This window comes from Prevotella ihumii (genome assembly GCF_900155655.1).
Classification (GTDB): domain Bacteria; phylum Bacteroidota; class Bacteroidia; order Bacteroidales; family Bacteroidaceae; genus Prevotella; species Prevotella ihumii.
Genome location: NZ_LT706987.1, coordinates 619,838 through 633,490 on the forward strand (window position 1 = coordinate 619,838; position 13,653 = coordinate 633,490).

14 protein-coding genes are annotated in these 13,653 nt (G+C 41.7%); 6 read left to right on the top strand and 8 right to left on the bottom strand.

The genetic code is table 11. The features are described from left to right. Positions 1 to 319: 319 nt before the first annotated feature. Entirely contained in the window at positions 320 to 2,128 is a 1,809-nt protein-coding gene (locus CZ367_RS02865) for a MutS-related protein (protein WP_077195561.1), read from the top strand. 107 nt (positions 2,129 to 2,235) lie between these two features. Here the strand turns inward: CZ367_RS02865 and pgeF are convergent, their stop codons facing one another. The 4 genes from pgeF to hpt all read right to left on the bottom strand — a co-directional run bounded on the left by pgeF (position 2,236) and on the right by hpt (position 5,610). After that, the gene (gene pgeF / locus CZ367_RS02870; protein ID WP_077195562.1) at positions 2,236 to 3,048 is read right to left on the bottom strand and encodes a peptidoglycan editing factor PgeF; all 813 of its coding nucleotides are present in this window, start codon (positions 3,046 to 3,048) and stop codon (positions 2,236 to 2,238) included. Continuing rightward, positions 3,041 to 4,213 carry a GTPase ObgE gene (gene obgE, locus CZ367_RS02875; RefSeq protein WP_077195563.1) on the bottom strand — a complete coding sequence of 391 codons (1,173 nt, stop codon included), beginning with the start codon at positions 4,211 to 4,213 and terminating at the stop codon, positions 3,041 to 3,043. Before obgE ends, pgeF begins: the two co-directional genes overlap by 8 nt. Before the next feature lie 285 nt (positions 4,214 to 4,498). Beyond that, positions 4,499 to 5,071, bottom strand: coding sequence for an adenylate kinase (locus tag CZ367_RS02880; protein ID WP_077195564.1), 573 nt, complete (start codon positions 5,069 to 5,071; stop codon positions 4,499 to 4,501). Next, the gene (gene hpt, locus CZ367_RS02885; RefSeq protein ID WP_077195565.1) at positions 5,071 to 5,610 is read right to left on the bottom strand and encodes a hypoxanthine phosphoribosyltransferase; all 540 of its coding nucleotides are present in this window, start codon (positions 5,608 to 5,610) and stop codon (positions 5,071 to 5,073) included. The genes CZ367_RS02880 and hpt overlap by 1 nt, the downstream gene beginning before the upstream one ends. Before the next feature lie 92 nt (positions 5,611 to 5,702). Here hpt and CZ367_RS02890 point away from each other — a divergent pair, with 92 nt between their 5' ends. After that, on the top strand, positions 5,703 to 7,220 hold the full coding sequence (locus CZ367_RS02890) for a bifunctional ADP-dependent NAD(P)H-hydrate dehydratase/NAD(P)H-hydrate epimerase (RefSeq protein ID WP_077195566.1): 1,518 nt from the start codon (positions 5,703 to 5,705) through the stop codon (positions 7,218 to 7,220). Positions 7,221 to 7,592: 372 nt separating this feature from the next. On the opposite strand, the gene CZ367_RS02895 is transcribed toward CZ367_RS02890, so the two are convergent. Next, positions 7,593 to 7,781: a hypothetical protein gene (locus CZ367_RS02895; protein ID WP_077195567.1), complete on the bottom strand. Its 189-nt coding sequence runs from the start codon at positions 7,779 to 7,781 to the stop codon at positions 7,593 to 7,595. Positions 7,782 to 7,897: 116 nt separating this feature from the next. Further along, positions 7,898 to 9,079, bottom strand: a complete 1,182-nt coding sequence (locus tag CZ367_RS02900) for a phosphoribosylaminoimidazolecarboxamide formyltransferase (RefSeq protein ID WP_077195568.1) — start codon at positions 9,077 to 9,079, stop codon at positions 7,898 to 7,900. 311 nt (positions 9,080 to 9,390) lie between these two features. Here CZ367_RS02900 and CZ367_RS02905 point away from each other — a divergent pair, with 311 nt between their 5' ends. Next, entirely contained in the window at positions 9,391 to 9,702 is a 312-nt protein-coding gene (locus tag CZ367_RS02905; RefSeq protein ID WP_077195569.1) for a hypothetical protein, read from the top strand. A 74-nt stretch (positions 9,703 to 9,776) separates the two neighbouring features. On the opposite strand, the gene rplS is transcribed toward CZ367_RS02905, so the two are convergent. Next, the gene (gene rplS, locus CZ367_RS02910; protein WP_077195570.1) at positions 9,777 to 10,145 is read right to left on the bottom strand and encodes a 50S ribosomal protein L19; all 369 of its coding nucleotides are present in this window, start codon (positions 10,143 to 10,145) and stop codon (positions 9,777 to 9,779) included. 288 nt (positions 10,146 to 10,433) lie between these two features. Here rplS and CZ367_RS02915 point away from each other — a divergent pair, with 288 nt between their 5' ends. Continuing rightward, positions 10,434 to 11,234 carry a 5'-nucleotidase C-terminal domain-containing protein gene (locus CZ367_RS02915; RefSeq protein WP_077195571.1) on the top strand — a complete coding sequence of 267 codons (801 nt, stop codon included), beginning with the start codon at positions 10,434 to 10,436 and terminating at the stop codon, positions 11,232 to 11,234. A 26-nt stretch (positions 11,235 to 11,260) separates the two neighbouring features. Then, positions 11,261 to 12,097 carry a bifunctional metallophosphatase/5'-nucleotidase gene (locus CZ367_RS02920; protein WP_077195572.1) on the top strand — a complete coding sequence of 279 codons (837 nt, stop codon included), beginning with the start codon at positions 11,261 to 11,263 and terminating at the stop codon, positions 12,095 to 12,097. A 69-nt stretch (positions 12,098 to 12,166) separates the two neighbouring features. Here the strand turns inward: CZ367_RS02920 and porT are convergent, their stop codons facing one another. Next, positions 12,167 to 12,913 (bottom strand): type IX secretion/gliding motility protein PorT/SprT, encoded by a 747-nt coding sequence (porT, locus tag CZ367_RS02925; protein WP_077197340.1) that lies wholly within the window; start codon positions 12,911 to 12,913, stop codon positions 12,167 to 12,169. 250 nt (positions 12,914 to 13,163) lie between these two features. Between porT and CZ367_RS02930 the strand changes: the two genes are divergently transcribed. Beyond that, positions 13,164 to 13,331, top strand: a complete 168-nt coding sequence (locus CZ367_RS02930; protein WP_077195573.1) for a DUF362 domain-containing protein — start codon at positions 13,164 to 13,166, stop codon at positions 13,329 to 13,331. The last annotated feature ends 322 nt before the right edge of the window (positions 13,332 to 13,653 follow it).

Sequence of the window (13,653 nt, forward strand, 5' to 3'; positions counted from 1 at the left end):
CTATTATATGCTATATATCAAGCATTTACAAATGCACACTCATATTTCGCATATTTACGTACAAAGATAGTTTTGAAGCCAAATACGAGAAATATGAGGTATGCTTTTAACATATTACACACGTATATTAGAAAAACAAGAGGATATATTGGAGAAATTGAACAACACATATTTAGCTTGAAATAGTGTGTGCTTGTTTCTAAGAACAGATAAGCGTGAGAAGCCAAACACCCTGTTTTATTTCTTAATAATAGAAAGAATAGACTAAAAAATATGTAAAGAAAATGTATTGAAAAAGATTATCCTTACTTTTGCAAATATGAATACCGAACTAAACAAAACGTATCATGCAAAGGCTGAACAGTTGGCAGAAACAACTGCGAAGCTAAAGTCTAAAAGTCGTGGTTTTATATTGGGCGAAATCTTATCTTTTGCTCTCGCCATAGGATTTATAGTATTGTTTACCCTCATTGCCGATGCTTACTGGGCATTGGGCGTAGCAATGTGTGTGTTGCTCGTCTATTTCTACATCCGAAACTTAGATGCTAAAAACGACCGCAACATAGCTTATCACGAAGCATTGCGCAAGGTTTACGAACGAGAGATAAGTTATCAAGAAGGCAATTATGCCGTGTTTGATGCTGGCGAACGTTATCTTAACCCTACACACGCATTCACTTACGACCTTGACATATTTGGCAATGGGTCGCTATTTCAGCGCATCAACCGCACCATATCTACAGGCGGAAGCGACTACCTGTCAGCGTGTTTGGCTGGCAATTGGGAGGAAACGCCTCGACAGGAGCTACTCGCAACTATCCAAAAGCGTAGCCAAGCCATAGAGGAATTGAGCCGTGATATAGAGTTTGTATCGCAATTTAAGGCACAAGGTGTGTCGCAACCCATTGACACCCAAAAGGTAAAAGACGCTTTCAAGGGTATTCACGCCATAAAGATTTCGTCATTCTTTGCCAACAAGGTGTTCCGACTACTGACTTACACCAACCTTGTGGGCTTCTATCTTAGCATCTTTCTTTCTATTTTTGGACTTGTTCCTGCCCTTTTACCGCTGTGGTGGGGAATGTTCAACTTCTTTTTGGCAACCTTTTGTGCCAATAAGTACATCAAGATTATCAATGAGGTGATTTCAAAACTTCAAAATCAAGTGCGTGGATATGTAAACTTAGCAACGTTGATTGACCAACAGGCGTTTAGTTCCGCTGAACTCACAGCACTGAAAGCACAGATGGAGGGCGCAAAAAACTCGCTTGGCAGTTTGGAACGTATCCTTCAGAAGATTGACAACCGTAGCAACGAAATAGGTATCGTACTCTTCAATTGTTTTGGGCTAATAGATATTACCATTGTGCGACACTTCCTTCGTTGGCAACGCACTTACACCGAAACCACCCATAAATGGATCGAGGCCGCAAGCGTAATGGACGCTTTGGTGTCGATGGCTACATTTACGATGAACGAAGACAAGGCTAAGGCAGCAAAGGTGGTAGACGATAGCAAGAATGTACGTTATTCGGCTGTCAATCTTTATCACCCCTTCTTGGGCGAAAAGGCTGTGAAGAACGATTTTGATATTCGCAACCTTGAATACTATATCATTACGGGAGCGAATATGGCTGGTAAGAGTACGTTTCTTCGCACATTGGGTGTGAACTATATTTTGGCAATGAACGGACTGCCTGTGTTTGCCGACAAGATGGAAATTTCGTTTTTCCGCCTCTTCACCAATATGCGTACAACAGACGACCTTACGCACGGCATTTCTTATTTTAATGCCGAATTGCTCCGACTGAAACAACTTATAGGGTCGCTGCAACCTGAAGTGCCAAGTCTGATTATCCTTGACGAAATTCTAAAGGGTACAAACTCGTTAGACAAACTGAATGGTTCGCGCCTTTTCTTAAAGTATATTGCAGAGAAAAACGTAACGGGTGTGATTGCTACGCACGACCTTGAACTGTCAAAACTTGAGGAAGAAACGCCTGCACGCTTCCACAACTATTGTTTTGAAATTCAGTTGGGCGAACACGTTACCTATTCTTATAAGATAACAAAGGGTGTGGCACGCAATCAAAACGCAACCTTCTTATTGAAAGGAATACTACAATAAGTCGCCTTGCGATAAGGAAACGTATAAAAACAATTCAGCCGCAAAAAGTGATTAAACCGAGGTTTGCACTTTTTGCGGCTGAATTGTAGGTTGAAAAAAGATGGTTCTTATTTTAAAATAATACCATTATAGATGCGTCCTGAGTTGATACCCAAACGGCGGGCAGAGAAGTATTCTGTTGCCGAAGCATAGGTGCAAATGCCTTCATCTATAATGTTTTGAGAGTCAACACCCATTTGTTCCAAATCCATACGATTGGAAAGTTTTAGGTCGATGTGCCATTTCATCGGTGGTTCGCCTTCCTTAGGTGTGCTTACAGGATAAAGTTTTGCCAAACGTTCCATATCGAAGTTGGCATTGGCAAACTGTTCGTAAACCTCCTGTCCTACTTCAAAATGGGCTAAAGATATACCCGGACCTATCACAGCTTTAAGTTTTGTAGGGTCGGAATGGAAGTTGATTGCCATTTCCTTCACGGTTTTCATCACGATATGTCCCAATGTGCCTCGCCAACCTGCGTGAACGGCAGCTGCAGCGTGATGTTCGGCATCGTAAATAAGGACGGGAATACAGTCGGCAGTGGACACTCCTATGCAAACATTGGGTTCGTTGGTCATCACAGCATCAACTCCTTCGAGTATTCGATTGCGTATGTCTTCGGGAAGATTGAAAAATTCGGCTGCAATCATTCGTGATTCGATGCCGTGTACTTGGTGAGGAACGATGAGATGATTAACCTCTAAACCTAAATAAGTAGCCAAAGCGTTGCGGTTGGCTTGTATATTTGCAGGCTCATCACCGCAATAAAGATTGATATTAAAAGCCTCGTAATTGCCTTTGCTTACACCGCCACGGCGAGTGGAAGAAAAGGCAATCACGTCTTTTGCTATATCGTAATAATGTAATTCGGGCTTAATCATCTGTGTACTCAAAGTCGTCGAGCTCCTCAATATCTTCTATTTCGTCCTCGTCAATCCATTCAACGTCTTCCACATCAGCACCCTCATCGTGCATTTCAGCCTCAAATCGGCTCATATCCTTATCACGATGCACAAGGGTGTCTTCGGCTGTGATAATCTGCAACTTATTGCTTTCAGAGTTGAGTTCTCGCCAAAGAATATCTTTCAGTTCGTTCAATCCCATTCCTGCAACTGCCGAAATAAATACCACAGGGAGGTCGTCAGGGAGGGTTTCTTTGAGCATTTCTATAAGTTCATCGTCTAAGAGGTCGCTCTTGGTTACTGCCAATACACGATGCTTGTCCAACATCTCGGGGTTAAACTGGCGCAACTCGTTCAACAGCACTTCATACTCTTTCTTTATATCATCCGTATCGCCAGGCACCATAAACAACAACAGCGAGTTACGCTCTATATGGCGGAGGAAACGAAGACCCAATCCTTTGCCTTCGCTTGCACCTTCTATGATACCTGGAATGTCTGCCATCACAAAACTTTGATGGTCGTGATAGCTCACAATACCCAACGAAGGCTCCATTGTGGTGAAAGGATAGTTGGCAATCTTTGGTTTTGCACTCGATAAAGCTGAAAGTAATGTAGACTTACCTGCATTAGGAAAGCCTACCAAACCGACATCAGCCAAAAGTTTTAACTCAAGGATAACGGTTTGTTCCTGCATTGGTTCACCTGGTTGGGCATAACGTGGAGCTTGATTGGTTGCAGTGCGGAACTGGAAATTACCCAATCCTCCACGGCCACCCTTTAGCAGTACCACTTCTTGACCATCGTAAGCCACATCGCAAATGTACTTACCTGTTTCGGCATCATAGACCACTGTACCACAAGGAACATCAATATAAATGTCCTTGCCGTCCTTGCCGTGGCACTTGTCACGTCCACCATTGCCTCCGTGTTCAGCATAGATGTGGCGTTGGAAACGAAGGTGGAGAAGTGTCCAATAGTTGTGGTTGCCTCTTAAAATGATACTTCCACCTTTTCCACCATCACCTCCGTCAGGTCCTCCGTTAGGATTATACTTCACGTGGCGTAGGTGCATTGAACCTCGTCCGCCCTTTCCAGAGCGACAATATATCTTTACATAGTCTACAAAATTTGATTCTGCCATAAGGGATAGGGGGATATAAATGATAGGGAGTTTAGGAGTTAGAGAGAGTTAAGCTAATACTGCAATTTGCCAACGCTAAATATCTTTGCGACTTGTATTTGTTCTTTCAACACTTTTTGTTCAGTTTTCAAACCCTTTTCAGTAGGTCTGTAAAACTTTTTAGCTTCGTCGGACAAGTCGGACGATTCGGACAAGTCTGACTTAACAATCGTTCTTACAAAAATAATCTATTGGCTTAACTCTACCAACTCCTGAACTCCCTTTACTCTTTAAATATATTTTAAATTATAATGCGTCGATCACTTCCACAATGCGACCGAAAATCTCGTCAACTGTGCCAAGACCTTCTACGTGGTGATGAATGCCTTCGCCTTCATACCAGTCGATAAGTGGAGAAGTTTGAGTGTTATATACATTCAAACGTTTCTTAATGGTTTCTTCGTTATCGTCCGAACGTCCGCTTTGCTGACCACGAAGAATAAGACGCTTCATTAGTTCTTCTTCTGGCACAAAGAGCTCAATCATAGCTGCTACCTTGTGTCCACGCTCAGAAAGCATTTGCTTCAAAGCCTCAGCTTGTGGAATGGTACGTGGGAAACCATCAAAGATCACGCCTTTGTGTTCCTTGCCAAAACTGTCGTAAACGCTTGCCAAGATGTCAATCATCAAAGCATCAGGAATGAGCTGACCATTGTCTATGTAGCTCTTAGCGGTCTTACCGAGTTCAGTACCATTCTTTATTTCTGCACGAAGTACATCACCTGTTGAGATATGACCAAAGCCATACTTCTCAATCATTTTGTCGCTCTGTGTGCCTTTACCAGCACCAGGAGCACCGAAGATTACAATATTTTTCATTATTCTTGTACTAAAGTATAAATATCTCGTAAGTTACGTCCTTGCTGGTCGTAATCTAAGCCATAGCCTACAATAAAGTCGTTGGGGATTTCCATTGCTGCATACTCAATATCCAATGGAACTTGAAGCTTCCCTGGTTTGAGCAAGAGCGTAGAAATATGAAGTCCTGCAGGGTTCTTTTTGCGTAGCATTTCAAGCATACGCTTCATCGTATTGCCTGTGTCTACAATATCCTCAACGATAACAACCTCGCGTCCTTCAATGTCTTCATTCAACCCTAACAACTCTGCAACCTTACCCGAAGACTCTGTTCCATCGTATGAAGCTACTCTTACGAACGATATTTCGCAAGGAATGGTTACAAACTTCATCAAATCGGAAGCATACATAAACGACCCATTGAGCACCGCAAGGAAGAGCGGGTTCTTACCCTCCATATCCTTATTTAGCTTTGCTGCAACTCGTTCCACCTTCTCTAAGATTTCAGCCTCTGTGATTGATGTCTCGAATGTTTTATCTTTGATTTTTATGCGACTCATTGTTTATAAATCTATTATTTTGCGCAAATTTACGAAAATTATAGCAAACATTCCTATATGATTAGCATTTATTTTGTAATTTTGGGGCTGTTATGAAGATATTTACAAGTGCTCAACTACATGAGCTTGACCAATATACGATTGAACACGAGCCTATTAAGTCGATTGACTTGATGGAAAGAGCGGCAAAAGCCATTACTCACGCCATAATGGAGGAATGGACAAATGCCACACCCATTGTGGTATTTGCTGGCTCAGGCAATAATGGTGGCGATGCCTTGGCAGTGGCACGATTGCTCATTGCAGAGAATTACAACGTTAAGGTGGTGTTATTCAACATTTCGAATAAACTATCAGACGATTGCGCTACCAACAAGAAACGCTTACTTGAAAACAAACATTTTAAAGACTTCACCGAAGTAACCGTTTCGTTCGATCCTCCTGAACTCACAGCTGATACTTTGGTAATAGACGGATTGTTTGGCACGGGACTAAACAAGTCGCTTGCGGGCGGATTTGCCTCACTCGTGAAGTACATCAATCAAAGTCCATCACAGGTGGTGAGTATTGATGTGCCATCAGGGTTGCTTGCTGAAGACAACACAAGTAATGTGCGTGCTAACATTATTCAAGCCAATCTTACACTCACCCTACATCAAAAGAAGCTCTCGTTTCTATTAGAAGAGGCTCAACAATTTATTGGTAGACTAAAGGTGTTGGACATTCGCCTACACGAAGACTACATTGCCAAAAGCAAAGCACAATACAACATCTTAGAGGAGAGCGAAGTACGCAATATGATGCTCACACGTAGCGACTTTGCACACAAAGGAATGATGGGCAACGCACTCATCATAGCAGGTAGCTATGGTATGGCAGGGGCTGCCGTACTTGCATCAAAGGCTTGTTTGCGCGCAGGAGTAGGAAAGGTAACTGTGCACACACCAAAGAGAAACTATGATGTGATGCAAATATCTGTTCCCGAAGCGGTGATGCAAATAGACCACGAAGAAACTTATTTCTCTGAAGCCGTAGACACAGAAGATTTTGATGCTTTAGGCATAGGACCTGGGTTAGGACAATTGGAGAACACAGCCATTGCAATGATTTCTCAAATACGCCGTGCCCAATGCCCTGTTGTAGCTGATGCTGACGCCATCAATATGTTGGCTTCGCATAGAGCGTGGATGCAGCAATTGCCTAAGAATATCATAATGACGCCTCACGCTGCAGAGTTCGATCGTTTGGTCAACATTCCCTCAACAAGCGACTACGAACGATTGGAACACGCACGCCAAATGGCGCAAAATCTACACGCTTACATTATCATAAAGGGACATTACAGTGCATTGTGTACGCCTACGGGCAACGTTATCTTCAATTCTACGGGCAATAGCGGTATGGCTACTGCAGGCAGTGGTGATGTGCTTACAGGTATCATAACAGGCTTGTTGGCTCGTGGTTACGAACACGAAGCGGCGTGTTGTGTAGGAATGTATCTTCACGGATTGGCAGGCAACATCGCTGCAAAGACTTTAGGCAAAGAAAGTCTCATTGCAAGCGACCTTATCAATCACCTTCCTGAAGCCTTCCAACGACTAAAGGATTAAGTCTAAAAAGTTTTTATAAGGGCTAAGTTCTAAAAGTGGGTTACGGAAGAACAGAACAATGCCGCATTAAGCTGCATCTTAAAAAATCATCTTTATAACCTATTGATTACAAGATGATTACAAATGCGTTCTAAAACATATATGTTTCACCACCCAATACATATATGTTTTACCCTATCAAAGTTGAACTTTGGGAACGCCAAACATATATGTTTTGGAAACGAAAGATTGATGTCTTATTATACATCGATCAATTATGGAAGAATAGAACAATATTTCTAAGCATACATCACTTGATTATTCTTAAACAAAAAACAAACGTGGCTTCTATCAAATTAGTTTTTACTAAAGCTGATAGAAGCCACATTTTATTTATTTACGTCTATTCGCTCTTTTTTGGCGATACATTGCTTTCTGCTTTGCGCTACCCGAACCGTGCGCACCAGTGATATATTTTTTCTTCTTGGCTTTGGTCTTCACCTTGCCATCGTCCACTTTGGGTTTCGATGCACCTCGGAATACCATTCCGCCTTCAATGATTTCGTCTATTTCGTTGCTCATTATTTTTCGTTAAGAATATGAATAAATGTGTCGGACAAATAGGCTTTATCAGACTTGTCCGACCCGTCAGACCCGTCAGACCTGTCAGACAAGTCCGACAAGTCCAATAAAAGAGATTAATGGTGGAACAAGCGTACGCCTGTAAATGCCATTGCAATACCATACTTATCGCAGGTTTCGATAACATGGTCGTCACGAATACTTCCTCCAGCTTGAGCAATATATTCTACACCGCTCTTATGCGCACGCTCAATGTTGTCGCCAAATGGGAAGAAAGCATCAGAACCAAGGGCAACCTTTGTATTCTGTGCTACCCAAGCCTTACGCTCTTCGAGGGTCAAAGGTTCAGGCTTCTCGGTAAAGAACAATTGCCACGTACCTTCTTGGAGCAAGTCCTCGTATTCGTCAGAGATATAAATATTAATGGAATTGTCACGGTCGGCACGGCGAACACCTTTCTTAAAAGGTAGGTTCATCACCTTTGGACACTGACGCAACCACCATTCGTCAGCCTTGCTACCTGCCAAACGAGTGCAGTGAATACGACTTTGCTGTCCTGCACCTATACCAATAGCTTGTCCGTCCTTCACATAACAAACCGAATTGCTCTGTGTGTATTTCAATGTAATGAGTGCTATCATCAAATCACGCTTGGCCTCTTCAGTGAAAGACTTGTTCTTTGTAGGTATATTCTCAAGAAGCTGAGGATCGTCAAGTTTGATTTCGTTGCGACCTTGCTCAAATGTTATGCCAAATACCTGTTTGCGTTCTATGGCTTCTGGGGTGTAGTTAGGGTCTATTTTGATAACGTTATAATTGCCCTTACGCTTCTTTCTGAATATCTCAAGTGCCTCTGGAGTATAGTCGGGAGCTATCACACCGTCGCTTACCTCACGATTGATAAGGCGTGCAGTAGCCTCATCGCAAGTATCACTCAATGCGCAGAAATCGCCATACGAGCACATACGGTCGGCACCTCTTGCACGTGCGTATGCCGAAGCTAAAGGAGTAAGCTCGAAATCTACATCGTCTACAAAGTAAATCTTCTTCAATGTGTCGCTCAAAGGCAATCCCACAGCTGCACCAGCAGGACTAACGTGCTTGAACGAAGCAGCAGCAGGAAGTCCAGTAGCTGCCTTTAGTTCCTTGACAAGTTGCCAACTGTTAAGCGCATCTAAAAAGTTGATGTACCCAGGACGACCATTGAGTACCTCAATAGGCAATTCGCCCTCCTTCATAAATATTCTTGAAGGCTTCTGGTTGGGATTACAACCATATTTAAGTTCTAATTCTTTCATATCTTATTTTGGTGTAATAGAGTTTCTACGATTGCGGAAAGATGTGCAGCAATGGCAATTTTAATTTGTGAACAAATTATAGAATATGAAGTGAAACTCAATACCTGCAATGAGCTTGTGAATAAATCGAACTTCCACATTCTGCCTATGCCATTTTTCGGTGCAAAGTTAATTAAAAGATAGGAGAATATCATTGCTTTGAAAGCATTTTTATGAGCAGATAAATATTTAATCGAAAAATAACCTTAATTTTGTTTCATTTTCCAATCTTTTCGTAATTTTGCAGACGAAAGTTGTTGATTTATAAAGAAATGGGAAAACCTTTAAAAAGATTTATTACAGAGTTTGAGCATAAGATACCTCAATATGCTCATCTCTCTGCCGATTACGAAAAAATATCGGCTAAACTAAAGCAACATCACATCCACTTGGAAGCAAAGTCGCTACGCAAACTTTGGACTTACGTGCATACAGCCGAGAAGCCTTCAAAGAAAACTTTAGACCGCTTAGCTCTCTTCGCTGGTTTCCAAAATTGGAAGGATTTGCAAACTGCAATTCACGGTGATAGTGATGGACAGATAAACTTTGAGGACACAGAAACTGAGGAAGAACATCAGAAATGATGCTTCCTAAAAACAAAAAAGGTTCGGAGCAATGCTCTGAACCTTTTATTTTTTTTGGATTCTCGAAGGGAGAATTACTTTGCTGCCTTAGCAACTGGAGTTCTTCTTTCCTTAATACGAGCAGCCTTACCTGTAAGATTGCGCAAGTAGTAAAGCTTAGCACGACGTACTTTACCACGCTTGTTCACCTCGATAGACTCGATGTTTGGTGACTCAAGTGGGAAGATACGCTCAACACCGATGGTGCCTGACATCTTACGAACTGTGAAACGCTTCTTTTCACCTTCACCGTTGATTTTGATTACAACACCACGGTAGAGCTGAACACGCTGCTTGTTACCTTCGACGATTTTGTAAGCGACAGTTACAGTATCACCAGCTCTGAACTCTGGGTGCTTCTTGTCGGTTGCAAATGCTTCTTCAGCAATTTTAATTAAATCCATTTCTTTTTGATAATTAAATATTGTTTGTCGTTCCAATACAACGTAGCACGCGACTCTTCCACGACCAGCGGTTATACCGAAAAGCGGTGCAAAGTTACTATAAATTATTGGTTAAACGACAGAAAAATCATTTTTCGCACCGCTGCTTTAACTAATTTTCAGATTTCAAACCAACAAATGAATTGCATTAAGCCCACTGACTGATAAGTTTTTGCTACCTTTGCAACAAAATGAAACATCATTCAGAACTTTGAGCAAAGGTTATTGCAACAAATAAAATAAAGATATATGAGTACAAATAAAGTATTAATAGGTGGCTTAGGGATAACGCTTCTATGCACATCGTGCGCATCTCACTACCAATTAGCCAATGTGGAAAGAAGCAGAATACTAATAGACAACCACTACGACAACAATGCAGATGCGCATGCAACAGCGTTTCTGGCTCCTTACAAGCACAAGGTAGACAGCATAATGAGTCCCATCGTGGCACATTCCGACCATTATATGAAGGCTCACCGACCCGAAAGCGACCTCTCAAACCTCGTTGCCGACATCTTGGTATGGGGTGGAAAGGCGTACAACGAGCGTGTCGACTTCGCTGTTTACAATATGGGTGGTATCCGTGCAGCCCTTCCTGAAGGAAACATAACTGTAGGCGATGTAAACGATATAGCACCTTTTGAGAACAAAATATGCTTCCTTACGCTCACAGGCGATAAGGTTATGGAGCTTTTCAGACAGATGGCTCATACAGGAGGCGAAGGTGTTAGCCACGGTGTGCGTTTAGTTTTCAATGCTGACGGCACGCTCGCATCGGCTCGTTTGCACGATAAAGAGATAGTTCTAACTGCAAAATATCGCATCGCAACCATAGACTATTTGGCACAAGGCAACGATAAATTAGATGCTTTTAAAGCCAAGACAGACTTCGTTTCACCCCAAGAAACAGCTAACAACTCACGATATATTATTCTTAACTATTTTAAAGAAAAGACTGCTAAAGGGCAGATTATCAACAGCAAAGTGGAAGGTCGCATAACATACGTGGGCAATAAAACCAACCCAAACATTAGCGACGACGAATAAACAATAACCCATAAAGACACAAAACAATGAAAAAGAATATATTATTAGTAGCGTTGTGTATGCTCACCACGGTGGCTTTTGGACAAAAGAAACAGCTCACCATACTCCATACCAATGATACACACAGCCAAATAATGCCTTTCAACGTAACCTTAGCCGACACGATGCGTGCAGGCAGGGCAGGTTTTATCCGCAGAATAGAAATGTTGAAGCAGGAACGTGCGAAAGACTCCGACTTATTACTCTTTGATAGTGGCGACTTCTGCCAAGGTTCGCCTTACTTCACAATGTACAAAGGCGATGTGGAAGTGGGACTAATGAACGAGATGCACTATGATGCAGGTACAATAGGTAATCACGAGTTTGATTTCGGATTGGACAATATGATAAAAATGTTCAAGAATTTGAACTTCCCTATCGTATGTGCCAATTATGATTTTGCCGATACAGAGTTGGCAAAGGTCGTAAAACCTTATGTCATCTTAAAACGTAAAGGACTGAAAATAGGAGTATTTGGAGTTTCGCCCGTACTCGAAGGCTTAGTGTTAACAGCCAATTATGGCCCATTAAAATACAAGGACCCTATTGCGTGTGCGCAAAAATGTGCTGACGAACTCAAAGCTAAAGGCTGCGACTTGGTTATTTGTCTATCTCACTTGGGATTAAATATAGAAGGGATTAGTGATGAAGAGCTCGTGGCAGGTACACGCGGCATCGACTTGATATTGGGTGGACACTCGCACACCTTCCTCGAACAGCTTGTTTATGTCAATAATCTTGATGGCAAGGCAGTAGGCATAGACCAAAATGGTAAGTCTGCCATCTTTGTTGGAAAGATGGTTCTCAACTTAAAGAAGAAATAATCAGAAGTTAGACTTGTCGGACGGGGGCAGACTCGTCCGTCAAGTCTGACAAATAACTCAACACTATCCTTATTCAAAATAGAACGTAAGCGCAATCATCTTCGAATGTGCTTCGCTCACCGAATTAGTGTACATCAGCATTTGCTTATTTTTCAGCTCCTTAGCGTGCGTTTTATCAAGGCAATCGCCCAAACCATACATAAATTTAAGTTCGGGACGGAGCTTAAAATAAGGTAGATAAAAGTCGCAACCAACACCAAATTCCAAGAACACATCACCACCTTTTAGTTTTATAAAGTCGTCCGATTTCCCCGAAAGGTTCAACATAGGATTGACACCCATCATCAGGTAAGGGCGATGATTGTTGAAACGCGGTGCAGCGGCTATAAGGTCGAATGCACACGAGACATAAGCTGTCTTTAGGTCTTGTCGTTCTTCGGTAGGCTGACCATTAGCATTAAGGTCGGTAAGATTGCGGAATGTAAGGTGACGTGTACCAAAATACATTGCTGGAGCAACACGAAATTGGAAAGTTTGGTTCAAACGCAATTCGCCCAACACACCCACCGTAAAACCAGCATCCCAACGATCTTGGTCGGCAGACACCAATTTCTCTTGTACCCCATTCCCATCTTCAAAATCTATAGTTTGAAGTCCTACATTGAGCAACTCTAAGTCTTGAAGATGTGCGCCCACCATCACACCAAAATGGAATGGACGCAAGTCGGTATAAGGACGATTTTGTACAGTTCGTTCCTGCGCATAAAGCAGAACCGAACAACACGATAATAATATAGTATAAATAAGTTTTCTCATAAGTACGTTGTGGCTGACCATAGCACGCCACCTTATTATATAACGCAATATCTTTATACTTATTGTGTAAACATAAAATTTGGGAAAAGCAAAAGTTAAAATTATTTTTAACTCGTCTAAATATAGAAAGTTTCAATCACTATTTGTAGGTATTACAAAAAAACTTTTTACCTTTGCAGTATACAAAAATAGGTATTGCTTCGGTGGTCCTATACAAAAACATTAACAAATAATTAAAATTTTAAAGATTATGGCTTACGTAATTGGAAATGATTGTATCGCTTGCGGTACATGTATCGATGAATGCCCAGTAGGTGCAATCTCTGAAGGCGACATCTACAAGATTGACGCTGACGCTTGCACAGAATGTGGCACATGCGCAGATGTTTGTCCAAGTGAGGCTATCAGCCTTCCATAAGGAAAAGCATATTGTTACTGATTAGATTTTTTTAACGGGCTCTTCGGAGTCCGTTTTTTATGCCCAATAATGAAGAATAGCAAGAATAAGGCAGACCGTTTTTCTTTTTCCCACTATCCTACTCCATAGCAGCCAAACATATAGAGCTATTCTTCGCTAAATATTTTCTTTTTGTCCTTCTTATCCAACAGAAGTGTTAAATCCATACACCATATTTCTTATATTCACACGCAATAAGACCATTCTACACAAATATGGGCTCTATTCGTGTGCAATGATAAACTACTGATATACAATAAAAAACAAGAAAACTAAAGAAAGT

Coding starts and splice junctions, on each gene's coding strand:
- CZ367_RS02865 (WP_077195561.1), top strand. CDS start 320: ATGAATACCGAACTAAACAAAACGTATCATGCAAAGGCTGAACAGTTG.
- pgeF (WP_077195562.1), bottom strand. CDS start 3,048: ATGATTAAGCCCGAATTACATTATTACGATATAGCAAAAGACGTGATT.
- obgE (WP_077195563.1), bottom strand. CDS start 4,213: ATGGCAGAATCAAATTTTGTAGACTATGTAAAGATATATTGTCGCTCT.
- CZ367_RS02880 (WP_077195564.1), bottom strand. CDS start 5,071: ATGAAAAATATTGTAATCTTCGGTGCTCCTGGTGCTGGTAAAGGCACA.
- hpt (WP_077195565.1), bottom strand. CDS start 5,610: ATGAGTCGCATAAAAATCAAAGATAAAACATTCGAGACATCAATCACA.
- CZ367_RS02890 (WP_077195566.1), top strand. CDS start 5,703: ATGAAGATATTTACAAGTGCTCAACTACATGAGCTTGACCAATATACG.
- CZ367_RS02895 (WP_077195567.1), bottom strand. CDS start 7,781: ATGAGCAACGAAATAGACGAAATCATTGAAGGCGGAATGGTATTCCGA.
- CZ367_RS02900 (WP_077195568.1), bottom strand. CDS start 9,079: ATGAAAGAATTAGAACTTAAATATGGTTGTAATCCCAACCAGAAGCCT.
- CZ367_RS02905 (WP_077195569.1), top strand. CDS start 9,391: ATGGGAAAACCTTTAAAAAGATTTATTACAGAGTTTGAGCATAAGATA.
- rplS (WP_077195570.1), bottom strand. CDS start 10,145: ATGGATTTAATTAAAATTGCTGAAGAAGCATTTGCAACCGACAAGAAG.
- CZ367_RS02915 (WP_077195571.1), top strand. CDS start 10,434: ATGAGTACAAATAAAGTATTAATAGGTGGCTTAGGGATAACGCTTCTA.
- CZ367_RS02920 (WP_077195572.1), top strand. CDS start 11,261: ATGAAAAAGAATATATTATTAGTAGCGTTGTGTATGCTCACCACGGTG.
- porT (WP_077197340.1), bottom strand. CDS start 12,913: ATGAGAAAACTTATTTATACTATATTATTATCGTGTTGTTCGGTTCTG.
- CZ367_RS02930 (WP_077195573.1), top strand. CDS start 13,164: ATGGCTTACGTAATTGGAAATGATTGTATCGCTTGCGGTACATGTATC.